The sequence below is a fragment of the Ruegeria sp. BE10 genome, from assembly GCF_056538905.1.
This window is the reverse complement of the sequence record NZ_JBQFTX010000009.1, coordinates 47,269-65,849: the sequence shown is the minus strand read 5'-3', so window position 1 is coordinate 65,849 and position 18,581 is coordinate 47,269. Positions and strand designations below refer to the sequence as shown.

16 protein-coding genes are annotated in these 18,581 nt (G+C 58.5%); 13 read left to right on the top strand and 3 right to left on the bottom strand.

Annotation, left to right across the window (positions count from 1 at the left end; genetic code table 11):
* The first annotated feature begins 120 nt into the window (after positions 1-120).
* The 4 genes from ACR0M2_RS17695 (at position 121) to ACR0M2_RS17680 (ending at position 4,803) form a co-directional block, all read left to right on the top strand.
* Complete coding sequence (locus ACR0M2_RS17695; protein WP_170350897.1) at positions 121-1,071, top strand: ABC transporter substrate-binding protein; 951 nt, start codon at positions 121-123, stop codon at positions 1,069-1,071.
* A 77-nt stretch (positions 1,072-1,148) separates the two neighbouring features.
* The gene (locus tag ACR0M2_RS17690; RefSeq protein WP_170350898.1) at positions 1,149-2,186 is read left to right on the top strand and encodes a quaternary amine ABC transporter ATP-binding protein; all 1,038 of its coding nucleotides are present in this window, start codon (positions 1,149-1,151) and stop codon (positions 2,184-2,186) included.
* Positions 2,179-3,768, top strand: coding sequence for an ABC transporter permease (locus ACR0M2_RS17685; RefSeq protein WP_170362101.1), 1,590 nt, complete (start codon positions 2,179-2,181; stop codon positions 3,766-3,768). Before ACR0M2_RS17690 ends, ACR0M2_RS17685 begins: the two co-directional genes overlap by 8 nt.
* Before the next feature lie 54 nt (positions 3,769-3,822).
* The gene (locus ACR0M2_RS17680; protein WP_480706313.1) at positions 3,823-4,803 is read left to right on the top strand and encodes an arginase family protein; all 981 of its coding nucleotides are present in this window, start codon (positions 3,823-3,825) and stop codon (positions 4,801-4,803) included.
* Here ACR0M2_RS17680 and ACR0M2_RS17675 read toward each other — a convergent pair.
* Together ACR0M2_RS17675 and ACR0M2_RS17670 are read right to left on the bottom strand one after the other, a co-directional pair.
* A complete protein-coding gene (locus ACR0M2_RS17675; protein WP_170350901.1) occupies positions 4,800-5,771 on the bottom strand; it encodes an agmatinase in 972 nt (323 codons plus the stop codon). The two genes, ACR0M2_RS17680 and ACR0M2_RS17675, sit on opposite strands and share 4 nt — an antisense overlap.
* Before the next feature lie 72 nt (positions 5,772-5,843).
* Positions 5,844-7,364, bottom strand: a complete 1,521-nt coding sequence (locus ACR0M2_RS17670) for a trimethylamine methyltransferase family protein (RefSeq protein WP_480706311.1) — start codon at positions 7,362-7,364, stop codon at positions 5,844-5,846.
* A 182-nt stretch (positions 7,365-7,546) separates the two neighbouring features.
* Here ACR0M2_RS17670 and ACR0M2_RS17665 point away from each other — a divergent pair, with 182 nt between their 5' ends.
* Together ACR0M2_RS17665 and ACR0M2_RS17660 are read left to right on the top strand one after the other, a co-directional pair.
* Positions 7,547-9,982 (top strand): GcvT family protein, encoded by a 2,436-nt coding sequence (locus ACR0M2_RS17665; protein ID WP_480706309.1) that lies wholly within the window; start codon positions 7,547-7,549, stop codon positions 9,980-9,982.
* Positions 9,983-10,072: 90 nt separating this feature from the next.
* A complete protein-coding gene (locus ACR0M2_RS17660; RefSeq protein WP_170350904.1) occupies positions 10,073-11,044 on the top strand; it encodes a LysR family transcriptional regulator in 972 nt (323 codons plus the stop codon).
* On the opposite strand, the gene ACR0M2_RS17655 is transcribed toward ACR0M2_RS17660, so the two are convergent.
* Positions 11,041-12,066 (bottom strand): LacI family DNA-binding transcriptional regulator, encoded by a 1,026-nt coding sequence (locus ACR0M2_RS17655; RefSeq protein ID WP_170578209.1) that lies wholly within the window; start codon positions 12,064-12,066, stop codon positions 11,041-11,043. The genes ACR0M2_RS17660 and ACR0M2_RS17655 overlap by 4 nt on opposite strands.
* A gap of 138 nt (positions 12,067-12,204) precedes the next feature.
* Here ACR0M2_RS17655 and ACR0M2_RS17650 point away from each other — a divergent pair, with 138 nt between their 5' ends.
* The 7 genes from ACR0M2_RS17650 (at position 12,205) to ACR0M2_RS17620 (ending at position 18,575) form a co-directional block, all read left to right on the top strand.
* Positions 12,205-12,390, top strand: coding sequence for a hypothetical protein (locus tag ACR0M2_RS17650; RefSeq protein WP_170350906.1), 186 nt, complete (start codon positions 12,205-12,207; stop codon positions 12,388-12,390).
* Positions 12,391-12,414: 24 nt separating this feature from the next.
* On the top strand, positions 12,415-13,560 hold the full coding sequence (locus tag ACR0M2_RS17645) for a TRAP transporter substrate-binding protein (protein ID WP_170350907.1): 1,146 nt from the start codon (positions 12,415-12,417) through the stop codon (positions 13,558-13,560).
* Between the two features lie 111 nt (positions 13,561-13,671).
* The gene (locus tag ACR0M2_RS17640; RefSeq protein WP_170350908.1) at positions 13,672-14,184 is read left to right on the top strand and encodes a TRAP transporter small permease; all 513 of its coding nucleotides are present in this window, start codon (positions 13,672-13,674) and stop codon (positions 14,182-14,184) included.
* Positions 14,185-14,195: 11 nt separating this feature from the next.
* Entirely contained in the window at positions 14,196-15,524 is a 1,329-nt protein-coding gene (locus ACR0M2_RS17635) for a TRAP transporter large permease (RefSeq protein ID WP_480706307.1), read from the top strand.
* Positions 15,525-15,536: 12 nt separating this feature from the next.
* Positions 15,537-16,844: a histidinol dehydrogenase gene (gene hisD / locus ACR0M2_RS17630; protein WP_170350910.1), complete on the top strand. Its 1,308-nt coding sequence runs from the start codon at positions 15,537-15,539 to the stop codon at positions 16,842-16,844.
* A complete protein-coding gene (locus tag ACR0M2_RS17625; RefSeq protein WP_170350911.1) occupies positions 16,837-17,598 on the top strand; it encodes an SDR family NAD(P)-dependent oxidoreductase in 762 nt (253 codons plus the stop codon). Before hisD ends, ACR0M2_RS17625 begins: the two co-directional genes overlap by 8 nt.
* Entirely contained in the window at positions 17,595-18,575 is a 981-nt protein-coding gene (locus tag ACR0M2_RS17620; RefSeq protein ID WP_480706305.1) for an alcohol dehydrogenase catalytic domain-containing protein, read from the top strand. Before ACR0M2_RS17625 ends, ACR0M2_RS17620 begins: the two co-directional genes overlap by 4 nt.
* Positions 18,576-18,581: the final 6 nt, after the last annotated feature.

The following is an 18,581-nucleotide window of genomic DNA, read 5'->3' as shown; positions in this document are numbered from 1 at the left end:
AGCAAGTCGTTTACCTAAGAAGACAGGTAATTCGGCTTTCCGGCATTTGTTCGAAAGGTGCGTCTCGGTCAGACCGGGGACAACAATAAGCACTAAAGACGACCAACATGGAGATATCAGATGAAAAAATTTGCAACGCTACTGGGAGGCGCATCAATGGCGATCGCCGGGCCTGCTATGGCTGCGGACATCGTGATCGGTGTGCCGAACTGGCCATCGGTGAATGCGACAGCGCATATCCTGAAGGTAGCGATTGAACAGAACCTCGGGCTTGAGGTCGAACTGCAGAACGGTACCAACCCAATCGTTTTCGAGGCGATGGATTCCGGTGCGATGCATGTTCACCCCGAAGTTTGGATGCCGAACCAGCAGAATCTGCACGACACCTATGTGACCGACAAAGGCACCGTTGCGTTCAACCCCAATGGTGTTGAAGCGTTCCAGGGCATGTGTGTCGACAAGGCGACAGCGGATGCCAACGACATCCGTTCGATCGACGATCTGACCAACCCCGACATTGCCGCGCTGTTCGACAGCAATGGTGACGGCCAGGGTGAAGTATGGATCGGTGCACCGGGTTGGGCCTCGACCAATGTCGAAAAAATCCGGGCCAAGTCCTACGGCTACGATCAGGTTATGGAGCTGACCGAGATTGACGAGACCGTCGCCTATGCGAACCTCGACAATGCGATCAAGGCAGGCGACCCATGGGTCGGGTTCTGCTACACGCCGCACTACGTGTTTGCCCTGCACGATATGCAGATTCTGGAAGAGCCGGCCTATGACGCATCCAAGTGGAATGTGCTTCAGCCCACCGACGATCCGGATTGGCTTGAAAAGTCCGAGGCCGGTGTGGCCTGGGATCTGGCCTATCTGCACCTGCACTATGCAAAGGCGCTTGAGGATGAATATCCCGAGGTTGCCCAATTGCTGGCCAACATGAAGCTGGATACCGATTCGGTTTCCGCCATGACCTATGCGCTGGTGATCGAAGGCAAAGAGCCTGCTGCCTATGCGGAAGAGTGGGTGGCAGCCAACGAAGATGCCGTTTTGGACTGGATGTCACAGTGAGTGACGCCAATCAGGGCTGAAACTCGGACAGGCCGCCGGAGTTGACCGGCGGCCTGTTCTGCATCGAAGGGACAAAAATGACAGAAACAGTCGTAAAACTGACGGATGTCTGGAAGATCTTTGGCGCACGGGCCGAAGAAGCCATGACCGCAGTGCGGAACGAGGGTATAGGAAAGCCCGAAGTTCTGGAAAGATTCAATTGTGTCGTGGGTGTGCAGGGTGCCACCTTCGAAGTGCCTCGGGGAGAGATTTTCTGCATCATGGGCCTGTCGGGCTCGGGCAAGTCGACGCTGGTGCGGCACGTGAACCGCCTGATCGAGCCGACCGCAGGCAAGATCGAAATTCTGGGGCACGACGTGTCCAAGATTTCCGAAAATGAACTGCGGCGCATTCGGGCACAGCAGATCGGGATGGTGTTCCAACATATGGCGCTGATGCCGCACCGTTCGGTGCGCGATAACGTGGCCTATCCGCTGGAAATTCGAAAGGTTTCCAAATCGAAACGCTGGGCGGTTTCCGATCACGCGCTGGGTCTGGTGGACCTGACTGGATATGAGGATCGCCTGCCCAAAGAACTGTCGGGCGGTATGCAGCAGCGGGTGGGGATTGCCCGCGCGTTGGCTTCGGACCCGGAAATTCTGCTGATGGACGAACCGTTTTCGGCACTTGACCCGCTGATCCGCTTGCAATTGCAGGATCAGTTCAAGGCGTTGGTGGCGCAGTTGCAGAAGACGACATTGTTTATCACTCACGATCTGGATGAGGCCATTCGCATCGGTCACCGGATTGCGATCATGAAAGACGGCGTGATCGTTCAGATCGGCACGCCGGAAGATATCGTCATGAACCCGGCGGACGACTATGTGCGCGAGTTTGTGCAGGGCATCTCCAAGCTCAAACTGGTCAAGGCGCATTCGATCATGGAACCCATGGAAAGCTATTCCGGCCCGACCGAGGGCGCGCCACGTGCAGACGAAGGGGCGGATCTGGATCAGTTGATCGACCTGGCCGTCAATACGGATATGCCAGTGATCATCACTGACGCGGGTGCCGATGTGGGCGTCGTGACCAAACCACGCCTGCTGCGCGGAATTCAGGGGGGCAAAAATGACTGATGCAACCACAGAGGTCAAAGTAACGGCCGCCTCAGATATCGAGGTCGACCGCGAGGCGCTGGACCAGTCCATTCACGATTTCGTCGGGCCGAGCGGTGATTACTATGTCAACGCGTTCCACAAAATCCATGATGCGACCAGCCCGGTTCCGAACACGTTCAACCTGTGGGCAGCGGTGCTTGGGCCTTTCTGGTCGGCGTCGCGCGCAATCTGGGGCATGTTCTGGACCTTCTTGATCCTGGAAATCATCGCGTGGGTTCAGATCGGACGTGGGGCCTGGGGCAATCCCGGGGCCGACCTGGCCGAGCGGGCCGAGCGCCAGCAGGCCCGCGCGAACGAGCTGCTGGAACGGGCTGGGGAAGCCACGGAAAAGGCCGACATAGACCGATTCACCAAACTGGCTGAAAACATCCAAAAGGCCGCCGATTCCAGTTTTGAAAAGGCTGCTGCTGCACAGTCCGAGGCTGTGGGTATTATGGTCACTGGCCTGCTGATGCTGCTGGTGTTCAAACTGGTGCAGGGATTTTACGCAGATCGGGTCTATGAAAAGCAGTATTCCAAATGGCGGACGGATCCGGCCAGTACGGAAAGCGGCCGTTCCACGCGCAACACAGTGATGGGTGCCATTCTGGTGGCCGCGATTGCGCCATTGATCGTCTATAAGTTCACGGTGAACGCTTCGTTGCCTTTGTTGGATGCCTTCCCCGAGGAACAGGTGTCCGAGATCATTTTGGGCCCGGGCGAGGGAACGCTGTTTTCTAACCTGGCCAGTTGGATGGAGGCAAGGATTGACGCTGCTGCCGCTGCTGGGGGAGACGTCTTTGACGGGATTGTCGCTGGTGTCCGTTCGGTTCTGGATGCGTTGACGGTGGCGTTGATCGGGTCGCCGTGGCCGGTTGTGATGCTGGTCATCTGCGTGACCGCATGGCGTGCGGCGGGTCCGCGCGTGGCGATCTTCACCGCGTCTTCGCTGGCTTATATCGCCTTGCTGGGCTACTGGGATGTGGCGATGGAGACAGTGGCCCTTGTTGGGGCTGCGGTGCTGCTGTGTGTTGTGTTCGGCATCCCGCTGGGCATCTGGTTTGGCAAGTCCAAACGCGCCTATCGCGCAGCGGAACCTGTGCTGGACTTGATGCAGACGCTTCCGGCCTTCGTCTATCTGATCCCGATCATTGCCTTCTTTGGCACGGGTAACCCGCCGGGCATTCTGGCCACGATCATCTTTGGCATGCCACCGGTGATCCGTCTGACTGCGCTGGGTATGCGCGGGGTTCCGGAAAGCATCAAGGAAGCGGCCGTCGCCTTTGGCGCGTCTAAATGGCAGTTGCTGAAAGATGTGGAAATCCCGCTGGCCTTGCCGTCCATCATGACCGGGGTGAACCAGACCATCCTGATGTGTCTGTCGATGGTGGTGATCATCTCGCTGATCGGCGGTGGTGGTTTGGGCAAGGAAATTCTTGAGGCGCTGCAATACGCCGCCAAGGGTCCGGGCCTGCTGGGCGGCTTTGCAATCCTGTTCCTGGCCATGGTCATGGACCGGATCGTGCAAGGGGCCTTCCGGCGAGAAGACGAGAAACTCTGAACATACTCGCCCCCGGTTTCCGCCGGGGGCGTTTTTCTTTTACCGGGGACAACAATGACAGACCGTTATGAACAATCCATGATGGAAAACCTTTACTGGTGGGGGGTGCCCACCCTGTTCCGCTGCCCGAATGTCGGGCCTGAAGGGCAGGATATCGCGCTGGCTGGCGTGCCCCATTCCACCGGCAATGGCACGACCGAGCGGGATCAGCATCTCGGTCCGCGCGCCTTGCGCCATGTCTCGGCCGTGCAGCGCCGTGTTCATTCGCTGTTTGGGATCGATCCCTGGAGCACTGCGCGGATTGCCGATGTGGGCGACGTGCCGTTCCCCAGGGCCAATGACAACGAGGACTGCATCGAGCGCATCACGCAGTTTTACAAAGATATCGATGCAGCTGGTGCGCGGCCTGTTTCGGTCGGTGGCGATCACTCCATTACGGGCGGGATCGTGCAAGCGCTGGGCCGGGGCAAGCTAGCGGGCGGTGAGCCGATTAGCTTTCTGCATCTGGACGCCCACACGGATGTGTTCACCAAGGTCGATCACTTTCTGGGTGCCAAGAAATCGGCGGCGCATTGGGGGGCTTATCTGGCCGATCAGGGGCAGGTCGACCCGACACGATCCATGCAGATCGGTCTTCGTGGCCATCCGCGCAGTCTGGATTGGCTGCAACCCTCATACGACTATGGCTATAACATCGTCACCATGCGCGAATTCCGCCAGCGCGGGCTTGCAGATGTGGTGGCACAGACCAAAGAGGTTCTGGGTGATCGCCCGGTCTATATCACCTTCGATCTAGATTGCCTCGACCCGACAGTTGCGCCTGCGGTGTCCAATCTGGAACCCGGCGAAAAGGGGTTCGACATTGACGAAGCCGTCGGCATTCTGCACGCCGCGCGTGGGTTGAACATTGTGGGCGGCGACGTCGTCTGCATGATGCCCACCAAGGACAGCCCCAACAACATCACCGCCCTGACAGCAGCGGCGGTGATGTTCGAGATGATCTCGATGATCGCTGAGAACGTCAGCGCGGCCTAAGACCGCCGCGCATCCACTGCCTGCGCCAGCACGCAGAGCAGTTCGAACATCAGCGAAATACCAAGCCAGGCTGTGCCGCCCTCGGGATCGAAGGGCGGCGCGACCTCGACCAGATCGGCCCCGACCAGATTGACGCCAGCCATCTTGCGAATGACCTGCTGCGCCTGAAAACTGTTCGGTCCGCCGATTTCGGGCGTGCCGGTGCCGGGCGCATAGGTCGGGTCGACGAAGTCGATGTCATAGGTGCAATAGGTCGGTGCCGTTCCGACAATACTGCGCACTTCGGTCATGACGTCGTCGATGCCGCGATCGAACAGTTCCTCGATTCGGATGATGCGGATGCCCTGCGCCTCGCCCCATTCGATGTCTTCCGTGTTATAGGCGGTACCGCGAATGCCGACCTGAACAAAACGTTTTGGGTCGACCAGTCCTTCTTCGACAGCGCGGCGGAACGGGGTGCCGTGGGTGAACTTATGACCACCGAAATAGGTGTCGAACAGGTCAGTATGGCTGTCAAACTGGATCAGGCCAAGCGGGCCGGATTTGGCCATCGCGCGCAGGACGGGCAGGGTGGTCAGGTGATCCCCTCCAGCGGTCAGGGGGGTGATGCCGCGATCCTGCAAATCCGAGTAGAACGCGGTCACCCGCTCCAGCGTATCCCCGATATCCACCGGGTTCGGCGCGACGTCGCCGAGATCGGCGCAATTGACCATTGAGAATGGCGCGACCCCGGTCACCGGGTTCATCGCGCGGATCATTGTCGAGAAATCCCGCAGCTGACGCGGACCATGCCGCGCGCCTGGGCGGTTGGTGGTGCCGCCATCCCAAGGAATGCCAACAAGACCCAGTTCAACCTCGGCAATGCGGTCGTGATCCAGTGTCATGCTGGGCAGCCGCATGAAAGTGGGAATGCCGGCGAACCGGGCAAGCTCCATCGCCGAGACCGGCTGAAAAAACGAATTGGTCATGAGGTCCCCATTCTCTGTCGGTTGCGGGTGAGCCTAGCGGCAGAATTGTCGATTGAAAATGGTCTGGCGCGTTCAGATCAGAATGCGAAAGCGTTTGCGGATTTCGGCATCCTGAGCGTCGGTCAGATACTTCGGATGATGCGTGGCCAACACCTCTTTGGCCTTTTCGCGTGCCGCCGACCAAGCGTCTGGTGCGCCTTCTTCCTGCCACGTGCGCGGCTCGTTCCTATCGGCCAGATCCGGGTAGAAGTAATCCCGCTCCATCGCCGCGTACGTATGCGAACTGCCCAGAAAATGACCGTCTCCCAGAACCGAATGGCAGATCGCGTCGAAGCCCAGGTTTTCCTCAGTCACTTCGATCCCACGCAACGCCCGGTAGGTGTGCGAGTGCATTTCGTTATCCAACACAAAAGCCTCGAAACTGACACCTAATAGCGAGGCAGTCATGCCCGAGCTTTCATAGATCAGGTTGCCCCCGGCCAGTGCGGCAGCCAGCGATGTCATCCCCTTTTCCGCGCCGTATTGCGCGTCGATGGCCTTTGCGTCGGCCATCGACGCCGCGACACCCGAGGGCAGACCCAGCCAGTTTGTGATCTGCGCCGAGGCGGCGTTCAGGATGGCGGTTTCACCGCTGCCCCCGGCAAACGAGCCGGTGCGCAGGTCCACGATGAAGGGCCAGTTGGAAAACACCATCGGAAAGCCGGGCTGGATCGCGTTGACCATGACCAAACTGGCCAGTGTCTCGGCCAGCGATTGCGCCAGAAACCCCGCGAGTGTTGCAGGGGCGGTTGCACCTGCTTGCGCTGCGGTGATGCAGGACATGGGTATGTTGTTTGCGATACATTCATAGACCACGTCCACAGCATCTTCACCGTAACGCAGCGGAGATATTACCGGGCTGATATGGGCCTTCAGAAAGGGGCGTTTTGCGAACTCACCCGGCCCGCCGGCCACGATATCCAGTATCTCGACAATCGGGGCGACATTCTCGGCCAGCGTGAATGAAGTTGCCACTGGTTTGGTCGTGTTGCGCACCAGTGCATAGACTGTGTTGATGTCCAGATCGCGCACATCCGGCAGGTCGGTTGCCACACAACAGCGTGTGAACCAGCTGACATTGGCCAACGTGTCCTGCATCCGCGCGAAATCATGCAGATCAGCCAATGTCGAAGGCCGGTACAGACCGGTATCCATGTCCAGGGTCTGTACGGCGGCCCCTCCGGTGCCAAAGAACACGCGGTCGCCGCCAACCTGAATGGATCGGGTTTCGTCCCGACCGTGGAGGGTGAATGTCTTGGCGGCGCCCTGGATTACGCGCTCTACCATTTCATGTGGAAACACCAACCGACCCTGTTCACCCGGCTGCGCGCCAGCCGCCCGCAGATCTGTGGCCAGCCGATCCGGCACCTCGCCCATGCCCAATGTTTCCAGCAGGCGCAGGGCGGTGTCGTAGATTTGTGTGATCTCGGGCTGCGTCAATGGCTTGAACGCGCCGCCTTTTTGACCGGGCGGACAGGGATCGATCACAGGCTTGGCCGCGCGCTGCGCATGCCGGGCCCGCCGACCGCTTCGTTTGGCACCTTCCGAGGACATCCCTTTCCTTTCCCGCGCGTCTTTCGGAAACCCTAATCGGCAAATCCAGTCTACGGCAAAGGGGATTTGCGAATTTCAAAATCCTCAATCGCAGTTTCGATTTTTCAATACAGTCGATGCCTCTGTTGTCGGCTCAGCCCTTTTTTCCGCAAGACTTGTCGGGGACAAGAGGGAGCAGAGCCATGAAGTCGCGCACCAAGGTCGTTGTCATCGGCGGCGGGATCGCCGGATGTTCAACGCTGTACCACCTGACGCAAGAAGGGTGGACGGATGTGGTTTTGGTGGAGCGGAACGAGCTGACCTCGGGCACGACATGGCATTCGGCGGCACAGGTTACGAATTTCGGCATGAACCAGACAATGGTTGCTCTGAAATCTCATTCGATCCGGTTGTACAAGGAACTGGCCGAGGACCCGGATTATCCGATCAACTATCATCATGGCGATGGTGGTATCCGTCTGGCCAATACGCAGGCGCAGATGCAAGGCTATCGCCATTTCGCATCGATGGCACGCGGGATGGATGTGGAATTCGAAGTGATCGACGCCGAGGAATGCGCTCGCCGTCACCCTTTGATGTCGACCGAGAACCTGATTGGCGGGCTGTGGGATCCCATGGATGGAGACATCGACCCGGCCCAGCTGTGTCAGGCTCTGGCGCGCCGGGCGCGCAAAGCCGGGGCCGAGGTCTATCGCAACACCCCCGTTACGGCCTTGACACAACACAGCGACGACACTTGGACCGTGCATACCGAACATGGCGACATCGACTGCGATGTTGTGGTGAATGCCTGCGGCTACAGGGTTAACGAGGTTGGCGCGATGATGGGGGTTCACCATCCGGTCGCGTCGATGGAGCATCAGTATTTCCTGACCGAAGAAATCCCCGCCATCCGGGACGCAGGACACCGTATGCCTCTGCTGCGCTGCCCGATCAGCGACTATTACTGCCGACAGGAAAAAAACGGACTGCTGCTGGGGTTTTATGAGCAGGGTTGCAAGACCTGGGGGATGGACGGGATCGACCCAAACTTCGTCAACGCCTTGTGCCCGGATGATCTGGACCGGGTGACTGACGTGCTCGAAGGCGCGTTTGCCCGAATGCCCGCACTGATGGAGGTCGGGGTCCACACGATTGTCAACGGGCCGATCACTTATACCATTGACGGCGCGCCTTTAGTTGGGCCGATCCCCGGCAAACGCAATGCGTTCTGTATCATCGGGTTGCGTGCGGGGTTGGGCGAAGGCGGTGGCCATGGCTGGTTGCTGGCCCAGCAGATCGTGCATGGAGAGGCCTGTTATGACACTTGGTGTCTGGACCCGCGCCGGTTCACGGGTCATGCGAATGTGGAACTCACGGCGCTGAAAGCAATTGAAGACTATCAGAACGAATTCCGGTTTCACTTCCCCCATGAACACCGCCCTGCCGGACGACCAGCCAAGACGACGCCGTTAACGCCGGTGTTGGCGGCAGAAGGGGCGGAATTCACCGTGGTCAACGGGTGGGAAAGGGTGGAGTACATCAAGCCTTCCCCCAGCTTTTCTCCGACGCTTAGTTTCGATTTTGACGAAACCTTTGATCTGGTCGCGGCAGAGGTGGCAAATGTGCAAACCGGCGTCGGGCTGGCCGAGGTGAATGGTTTCAACCGGATCGAAATCACGGGTGCGGATCGGCACGCCTTTCTGGACCGGATGTTCTGCGGCACCGTCACCCGGCGCGAGGGCCGGGTGGGGCTGGGGTATTTGTTGAACCATCACGGCATGGTCAAGGCCGAGGCGACCGTTGCCAACCTGCCGACCAGCGATCGGGGGTCCGCCCGTCTGTGGTATGGCTCGGCCGCCGCCAGTGAATTTCACGACATGGATTGGCTGGCCCAGCATGTTCGGGCTAGCGAGGACGTTCAGCTGCGCAGCCTGACCAGCGATCAGACCATTCTGGTGCTAGCTGGCCCGAAAGCCCGCGATGTACTGTCTGCCAGCGCACGTGGCGATTGGTCCGCTTCGGCGTTTCCGTGGCTCAGCGTGCGGGAATGTTTTGTCGGGATCGCCCCGGCAATGGTTATGGGTATCAGTTTCTCGGGTGAGCTGGCTTATGAAATTCACGTGCCCAACGCCTCGCTTTATGCAGCCTATCTGGCATTGCGTCAGGCTGGGGGCGCGTACGGGTTGAAACTGTTCGGCGCGCGGGCAGTGGAATCCATGCGCATGGAGAAGAGCTTTCTACATTGGAAGGCCGATCTGATCACCGAATTTGATCCGTTTGAAACGGGGCTGGATCGCTTTGTGAAGCTGCACAAGGGTGAATTTATCGGGCGCGACGCATTACTGAAACGGCAGGCAGAGGGCGCGCGCAAAAAACTGGTTGCTCTGCAGGTCCACGCAACACAACAGCCTGCGCATCCCGGCGCGTCATTGATGCAAGGTGAGCGTGTTGTGGGCACAATTACCTCGGGCGATTGGGGGCACCGCACCGGGTTCAATCTGGCACATGGGTTTGTCGATCCCGAACTGGCCGATATCGGGGCTGAAATGGAGCTGGATTCCTGCGGTCATCGCGTGCGCGCTACGGTCATACCGCCGTCACCCTACGATCCGGGATTCGAGCGGATGCGAGAGTAATTACAGCACGTCAGTCAACTTCACCATTGCCGCCAGCGCAAAACTTTGCTTGGGTTCGTTTCGAAGAAATCGAAACAATGGGTGTTTGCGGTGTCGAAATCTCTGAGCCTTCGTTGGCTGGAAGTCTTCCGGCTGGTGGCCAAATCAGGGTCGATCCAACAGGTCGCATCCGAGACGGGGCTGTCGATCAGCACCGTCTCGAACCACCTGCGTAGCCTTGAGGGCGCGCTGGGCGTCGATCTGGTCGATCACGGGCGTCGCCCAATGGGTCTGACTCCTGCGGGTGAGGTTTTTGCGCGATATGTTCGCGATGGGCTGACTGTGCTGAAACGGGGCGAGGCTGAAATCCGATCCGGCAACTGGCAGCATGCAACAGACCTGCGGCTGGCCCTGATCGACGATTTCGACAATCAGATCGCGCCTGATTTATTCCGCTTTCTGGCTCAGGCCCTGCCGCGATGCAGTTTCCGCCATTATACGCGCCCTAGTCACGAGATCATCGCCAACCTGCAAGAGCATAAACTGGACGCTGGCGTCGCGACGCGGCCTTCGGAACGGACGGAAGGGCTGATCGAATACCCGCTGATGCGCGATCCGTTTATTGTGATCCTGCCCATTGGATATCAGGGTACACCCGAAGATCTGCTTACGCCTGATGCAGAGTTGCCTCTGCTGCGCTATTCACGCGACCTTATGATCGGCAAACAGATCGAGATTCAGCTGACCCGCAGCAAATACAACCTGCCCAACCGGTTCGAATTGGAATGCAATCACTCGATCATCGGGCTGGTTGCCGAGGGTAGCGGCTGGGCAATTACGACCGCCGCCTGTTTCCATCGCGCTCAGAGGTTCCACGACAGTCTTAGGGCGATCCCGTTTCCGGGGCGGAACTTTGTGCGCACCGTGTCGCTGTTCACAACCGAGGTGTATCCCGAAACAACCTCGAAACTGATCCAAAAGGTAATGGCGACGCTGATACGGCAGCATTTCACCGACCCCATGAGTGCGAGTCATGCCTGGCTAAAAGATGATTTCCGCACCATGGAGGCCGAAGCCGCCTAGCTGTCAGCAGGCGGCCCGAGGGATTGGCCCTCTACGATATGTGTGTCTAGCCGCTTACCGCTGCCACCGGCCTGGTTTTCAAGCATTCCGATCAGCTCTGATGCGGCCCTGCGGCCCATTTCCCGGTGCGGGACGTGTACGGTTGTCAGGCGGGGCGTGACAATCCGGGCCAGCTCGATATCGTCAAATCCGGTGATGGAGACATCCCCGGGCACACTCAATCCCATTTCCTGCGCCCGATGCAGGGCGCCCACGGCTAAAACATCGTTGCCGCACAGGATCGCGGTGGGCGGCATATCCTGCGCCATCAAGCCCGAGAAGGCCGCGGCCCCGTTTTCAATCTCATAAGGGGTTTCGATGATAGTCAGGTCTGACAATGTCAGATCATTCTGTCTGACCGCATCCTGTACACCTTCGATCCGCAGGCGGGCGCGATCATTGCCTGCGCTGATGCCTGAAATCACGCCGATCCTTCTGTGGCCCAAACCGATCACACGGTTTGCCAGTTCGGCCATTGCCGCACGGTTGTCAAAGCCGATACAGGGAAGCTGCCCATCGGGCAGGTATGACCAAGCGACCAAAGTTGGAATTTTCCATCGCTCAAGGTTTTCGTAAATCTGCGGTTTGCGATCATGTCCGATCAACAGCAAGCCGTCCGCGCCACGCGCGACCAGCGTTCGGATCTGCTCTTCCTCGATCTCCGGTTTGTAGGCCGAACTTGAGACCAGCAGCGTATATCCGTGCTGGTGCAATTCTTCCTGAAACGCCTGCAGGCCACGGGCGAAGATGGCGTTCTCCATCGTCGGAATAATCGCACCAATCGTCGAGGACCGCTTGGCTGCCATCACGCGCGCAGCAAAGTTTGGCACGTAACCCAGCGCGTCTACAGCTGACTGAACGCGCTGGCGCGTCGCCTTGACCACCTGATCTGGGTTGTTGAGGCAACGTGATACGGTTGCGGTCGAAACGCCAGCCAGTTTGGCCACATCATCCAATGTTGGCGCCGATCCAAGTTTCGACATTTTCAAATCCGCCATTTACTTTTGCCAATAAGTCTAAACTTAACCGGGTCGCAAGGAAAGCCGTTATGTAAGCGCTTGCATTTTTCATGTAAGCGCTTACAAATGAGGCCGGACCGATTCCAAAGGGAGTCCTGAGAAATGTTTCTGACCGCATCCATCATCGTGTTCGTCATCTATTTTGCGAACGTTGCCATGGGGGCATTTGCGGGCAGCGCGTTTCTTGGGGACGTAGGAGAGATGTTGGTCCTGTTCGCGGCGTCGATCCTGTTCGTTGTCGCAATTCTGAAAAGGGAAGCTGACCGCGACGCAGAAAGCGACGGCTGACTTTTTTGCTTGGGAGGGCAATTAATGAACAACGACAAAAAAGAACTGGCCTCGGCAGAGCGCCGCAATTTCCTGAAGCTCAGCGCTAGCGGTGCATTCACTGCTGCACTCGTGGCCGGAGCAGGCGGCGTGCTGTGGTCATCCGAAGCGGCAGCGCAAACCGCAAAAGAGGAAAAAGAGCGTGAAAACGCTGCGGATCATGTGATGACGATCGCCACGGCCTATGTGCTGGGTGCGTCGCGCAGCTATCCGATCATGCAGCTGGATCTGAAGGAAAACATCCAGAATGCTACCAACGGCAAAGTTTATGTGAAACTGGCGCCGGGTGGTCAGTTGGGTGCAGGCGGTTCGCTGGTGCAGAAAGTGCAAGGTGGCACCATTCAGGCCGCGCAACATTCGCTGTCGAACTTTGCGCCTTTCGCGTCCACCGTTGACCTGATTAACATGCCGTATCTGTGCGGCTCGAACCAGCGTTTCACCAACCTGGTGCATTCCGAAACTTGGAAGAATGAGGTCCATCCCAAGGTCGAGGCCGCCGGGTTCAAGGCGCTGTTCTATGTGGTGATCGACCCGCGTGTCGTTGCGGTGCGTCAGGGCGGGAACCCCATTGTCACACCAGCAGATATGAGCGGCGTGAAGTTCCGCGTGCCGGGCTCAAAAATGCTGCAACAATACTACCGGATGGTTGGCGCGAACCCGACGCCGGTGGCCTGGGGTGAAACACCTTCGGCAATCAAACAAGGCGTGGCCGATGCGCTCGATCCGTCGGTCGGCGCGCTTTATGTATTTGGGTTTAAAGACATTCTCAGCAACGTGACCTTCACGCAGGCGGTGCCGGATAGTCAGGTCTATTCTTGTAACCTTGAATGGTTCAACTCGATGCCTGCGGATGTGCAGGAAGGCATCATGTGGGGGGCGGAAATGACCAGCCACCAGAACCTGTCCAAAGTACCCTCGGCCCGCGCCTTTGCCATGGCTGAACTGAACAAGGCCGGTGTGCAATTCCAGTCGCTGACCGACGATCAGTTGGCCGAGTGGAAAGATGTCGGTGGCTATCAGCGGTCGGAATGGGATCCGTTCAAGACCGAGTTGGCCGGATCAATGGACAATTTTGAAAAGCTGGTCGAAGCGGCCGGAACGCAGGGCAAATACTACGTCCACGACGCGTAATACCAAGCCGACGGGCGCAGCCAATGTGCCCGCTATCATCCTTAGCAGTCAGGCCGAAACCGGCCCGTAACAGAAGGCCAACGCCTGACTGCTCTTTTGTCGAGGGATACGATGACCGTTCTTCAAAACATAGACCGCAACGCCGAACGCTGGCTGCTGCTGGTGTTCTACGTGATGCTGGTGATTACGATGGCCATCGAGGTTCTGCGGCGAGAGATTTTCGCGTTTTCTTCGATCTGGGGTGAGGAAATCGTTCGCTATTCCTTCATTTATCTTGCCTGGATCGGGGCTGCGGCTGCGGTCCGGGAACGCGCCCATATCCGCATTGACGTAATCATGCATTACCTGCCGCAACGACCCAAAGCGCTGTTGTATATCTTCGGTGACCTTGTGATGTTCGTCGTGGCGATCATTGCACTTTACTGGTCGTTCGAGGCGGTCCACGTTTCGGCCAAGTTCGGCTCGGTGACGGACGGGCTGCGAGTGTCCAAGGTGTGGTTCCTGATGGCGGTGCCCACCGGATTCGCGCTGATGATCTGGCGTCTGATCCAATCCTTCCTGCGTGATTTGAAATCGCTTCGTGACGGCACGCCCGTTTTCGAAGGCGACAAGCTGTTTGACTGAGGAGAAACAGGATGCTCTGGAATTCCCTCAATCAAACCGTTGAGCTGGGCTGGGATTTTTATCTGCCTGTAATCATGTTCGTGGGCCTGATCGCGCTTGCGGTTCCGGTATGGGCCGCGATTGGTACGGCTGCGATTGTCATGCTGATTATGTCGGGCGACTTGCCGCTCAGCCTTGTTGGCGAAAGCCTGTTCACCGGCATCGACGCTTTTGCCCTGACCGCTGTGCCGCTGTTTATCCTGACCGGTGACGTGCTGGTGCGCACTGGGCTATCGCGCAAGTTTCTGGATGTAGCCGAGGCGCTGACCTGTTTCGCCAAGGGCGGTTTCGGATCCGCCACCGTTTTGGTCTGCGGCATGTTCGCGGCCATTTCCGGCTCGGACGCGGCGGGGGCTGCCGCAGTTGGCCGCATGACCATCAACCGGCTGGTCGAAAGTGGTTATCCGCGCCCCTATGCCTGCGCGCTGGTGGCCGCCGGTGCCTGTACTGGTATTCTGATCCCGCCGTCCATCGCCTATATCATCATCGGTCTTGTGTTGGGTATTTCCGCCTCGACCCTGTTCTTGGCGGCGTTGATCCCCGGTCTGGCCATTCTGGTGTCGATCCTGGTCACCAACATCATCATGAACCGCCTCTATGCTTATGAGGGCGGCGGCATGATGACCATGGGCGAATGGATGGCCAATCTAGGCAAAGCGCTGAAATCCGGCTGGTACGCCTTTATCGTGCCAGGCATTATCTTTTACGGTATCTTCTCGGGACGTCTGACCCCGACCGAGGCCGGCGCCACCGCCGTTGTTGTCACTATCATCATGGGCTTTATCCTGCGTACGCTGACGCTGGCCGATTTCCCTTCAATGCTGGTCAGTTCCGCCAAGGTGAATGGCGTTATCCTGCCCATCATCGCTTTCTCTGCCCCCTTAGCCGAGGCGCTGGCGATCATGGGTGTGCCGCAGGGGTTCGTGGCCTCGATCACATCGTTGACCGATGACCCCTATCTGCTGATCCTGCTGATGATCGGCATCCTGATTGCCGCTGGATGTGTCATGGAAACGACACCGAATATCGTCATCCTTGCCCCCATCCTCAAGCCGTTGGCGGACAATATCGGCATGAACGAGATTCAGTTCTGTATCATGATGATTACCGCGTTGGGTGTGGGTTTCATTACCCCGCCTCTGGGCCTGAACCTGTTTGTCGTATCTGGCATTACAGGCGAGTCCATTCTGAAGATTGCCGCCCGTGCTGTGCCTTTCGTATTAACGATGCTGATCGTGGTTTTGCTGATCGCGTATGTCCCGGCGGTGTCGACCACTTTGCTACCTGAAATCTACCAATAGGACTTGCTGACTATGCCTCGTGACTATCTGAAAAAGGCGACGCTGACCCCTGAATCTCATGCGTCCGAAGTGCATGAAACGGTCAAGACCATCCTTGCCGATATCGAGGCAGGTGGCGACGCCAAGGCCATGGAATATGCCGCCAAGTTCGACAAATTCGACGGCAATGTCCTAATGACTCAGGACGAGATTGACGCCGCCATAGCGCTGGTGCCGGAAAAACTGAAGGCTGACATCCGATTTGCTCATGACAACGTGCGCCGCTTTGCGGAAACGCAAAAGGCAACCGTGTCCGATGTTCAGATGGAGATCGTGCCGGGTTTCGTCGCTGGCCAAAAGGCGATCCCGGTGGATGCGGCGGGATGCTATGTGCCTGGTGGCCGGTACAGCCATATCGCCAGCGCGATCATGACGGTCACGACGGCCAAGGTTGCCGGGTGCCGCCATATCACGGCCTGTTCCCCTCCACGCCCTGGTGCAGGGGTGGCCCCGGCGATAGTTTATGCGGCGCATATCTGTGGTGCTGACAGCATTCTGGCCATGGGCGGCGTGCAGGGTGTGGCCGCGATGACCTATGGCCTGTTCGGATTGCCGCGCGCCAATATCCTTGTTGGCCCTGGCAATCAGTTTGTCGCCGAAGCGAAACGTATCCTTTACGGCAAGGTCGGCATCGACATGATCGCAGGGCCTACTGACAGCCTGATCCTTGCCGACAGTTCATCCGATGCACATGTGGTTGCGACCGATTTGGTCTCTCAGGCTGAACACGGCTACAACTCGCCGGTTTGGCTGGTCACCGATGATCGTGCTCTGGCCGAAAAAGTGATGGAGTTGGTGCCAACGCTTATTGAAGACTTGCCGGAACTGAACCGCGAAAACGCCTCGGCCGCGTGGCGTGATTATGCCGAGGTGATAGTTTGTTCGGATCGTGAAGAAATGGCGGCCTGTTCTGACGAATACGCGCCCGAGCATTTGACCGTTCAGGCCGAAGATCTGGATTGGTGGCTGAACCGGCTGACCTGCTATGGCTCGTTGTTTCTGGGTGAGGAAACGACGGTTTCTTACGGCGACAAGGCGACCGGAACCAACCATGTGCTGCCTACATCGGGTGCCGCTAGCTATACCGGCGGGCTGAGTGTTCACAAGTACATGAAAATCGTCACCTGGCAGAGGGCCACGCGCGAAGGTTCAAAGCCTATTGCTGTGGCAACTGCCCGGATTTCCCGCCTGGAAGGGATGGAGGGGCACGCCCGGGCGGCAGATGTTCGTCTGGCCAAGTATTTTCCTGATGAACAGTTTGACCTAACGTCAGATGGATGACCCCCGATCTCTCTTTGATCTGACGGGGCAGGTGGCCTGCGTGACCGGGGCCAGTTCGGGGCTTGGTCGCCGGGTGGCGGTTGTTCTGGCTGCTGCCGGTGCTCAGGTGGTTGGCGTGGCTCGCCGGGCCGAGGCACTGTCAGATTTGAAACGCGAAATCGGTGAGCGTGCCGAAACCGTGGTTGCCGATGTGGCCGATCGGTCGGTGACAGGGGCGTTGGTGGAACAGATAGGCTCGAAATTCGGATCGCCGGACATTGTTATTCACGCGGCCGGGGTAAACACGCGCGAAGCAGCGGATGATGTCACCGCCGAAGGTTGGGATGCCACGCTCGCGCTGAACCTCAGCGCGCCGTTTTTCCTGAGCCAGGCGATGGTGCCTGCCATGAAGAAACGCGGTTGGGGACGGATTGTGAATTTCGCCTCGCTGCAAACCACACGGGCTTTTCCGGGGGGCATTGCTTATGGTGCAACCAAGGCCGGGATCGGGCAACTAACGCGCGCCATGGCCGAGGCTTGGTCGCCGCACGGGATCACCGCCAACGCCATCGGGCCGGGGTTCTTCCCGACCGAACTGACCCAAGCCGTGTTCGATGATCCCGAACGTGCCGCTCGCAACGCGGCTCAGACTTGTACCCAGCGCAACGGGCGGGTTGAGGATATCGACGGGCCGATCCTGTTTTTGTGCTCGAAAGCCTCGGATTACGTCACCGGGCAGGTGCTGATGGTTGACGGAGGGTTTACGGCGAAATGAAAGCTCTAGTCTATGAAGGTGTAGAACAAGTGGCCTTTCGGGATGTCCCGGATGCTGCGCCGCGGGAAGCCGAACATCTTATCCGGATCGAGGCCGCTGGCATCTGCGGATCGGACATGCACGCCTATCTGGGCCACGATGCACGCCGCCCGGCACCCTTGATCCTTGGGCACGAGGCCGCAGGCACGATTGTAGGCGGCCCACGCGATGGCGCGCGCATCACCATCAACCCGCTGGTGAGTTGTAGCAAGTGCAGCGCGTGCAAGTCGGGGCGCGAGAACCTGTGCGCCGACCGTCAGATCATTTCAATGCCACCGCGTGAAGGGGCCTTTGCCCAATATGTCGCCATGCCCGCCAGCAATCTGGTCGAAGTACCGGCACATGTGAGCTTTGCAATGGCTGCGCTGGCCGAGCCTCTGGCGGTCAGTTGGCACGCGGTCCGGCTGGGCCTTGAGGCGCTGCATCCCACGATGGATCGCAAAGCGTTGGTGATTGGCGGCGGCGCCATCGGTGTGGCCGCAGCGCTGGCATTGTCTGCGATGGATGTTGATGATGTGGTTATCGTCGAACCCAGCGACGGACGGCGCGCATATTTGCAGAGCACTGGTGCGTTCAACGTGGTCAAAGAGACGATGCAAGACTTCCCCCTTGTGATCGACGCGGTCGGTTTTGCTGCCACTAGGTCCATGGCCTCAACGATGGTTCAGCCGGGCGGGGTAATTGCCCATGTCGGGTTGGGCGAAGACGCCGGTGGGCTGGATATACGCCGCATGACCTTGCAGGAAATCACTTTTATCGGCACCTATACATATACGGCCGAGGATTTCCGGCAAACCGCGCAGGCCATTTTTGATGGCCGATTGGGTGGTTTGGATTGGGTTGAAGAACGGGCCCTGTCTGAAGGCGCCGAGGCGTTTCGTGACTTGCGCAATGGGGTCGTTGCGGCACCGAAAATCATCCTCATGCCGTGGGCATAGGCCCGG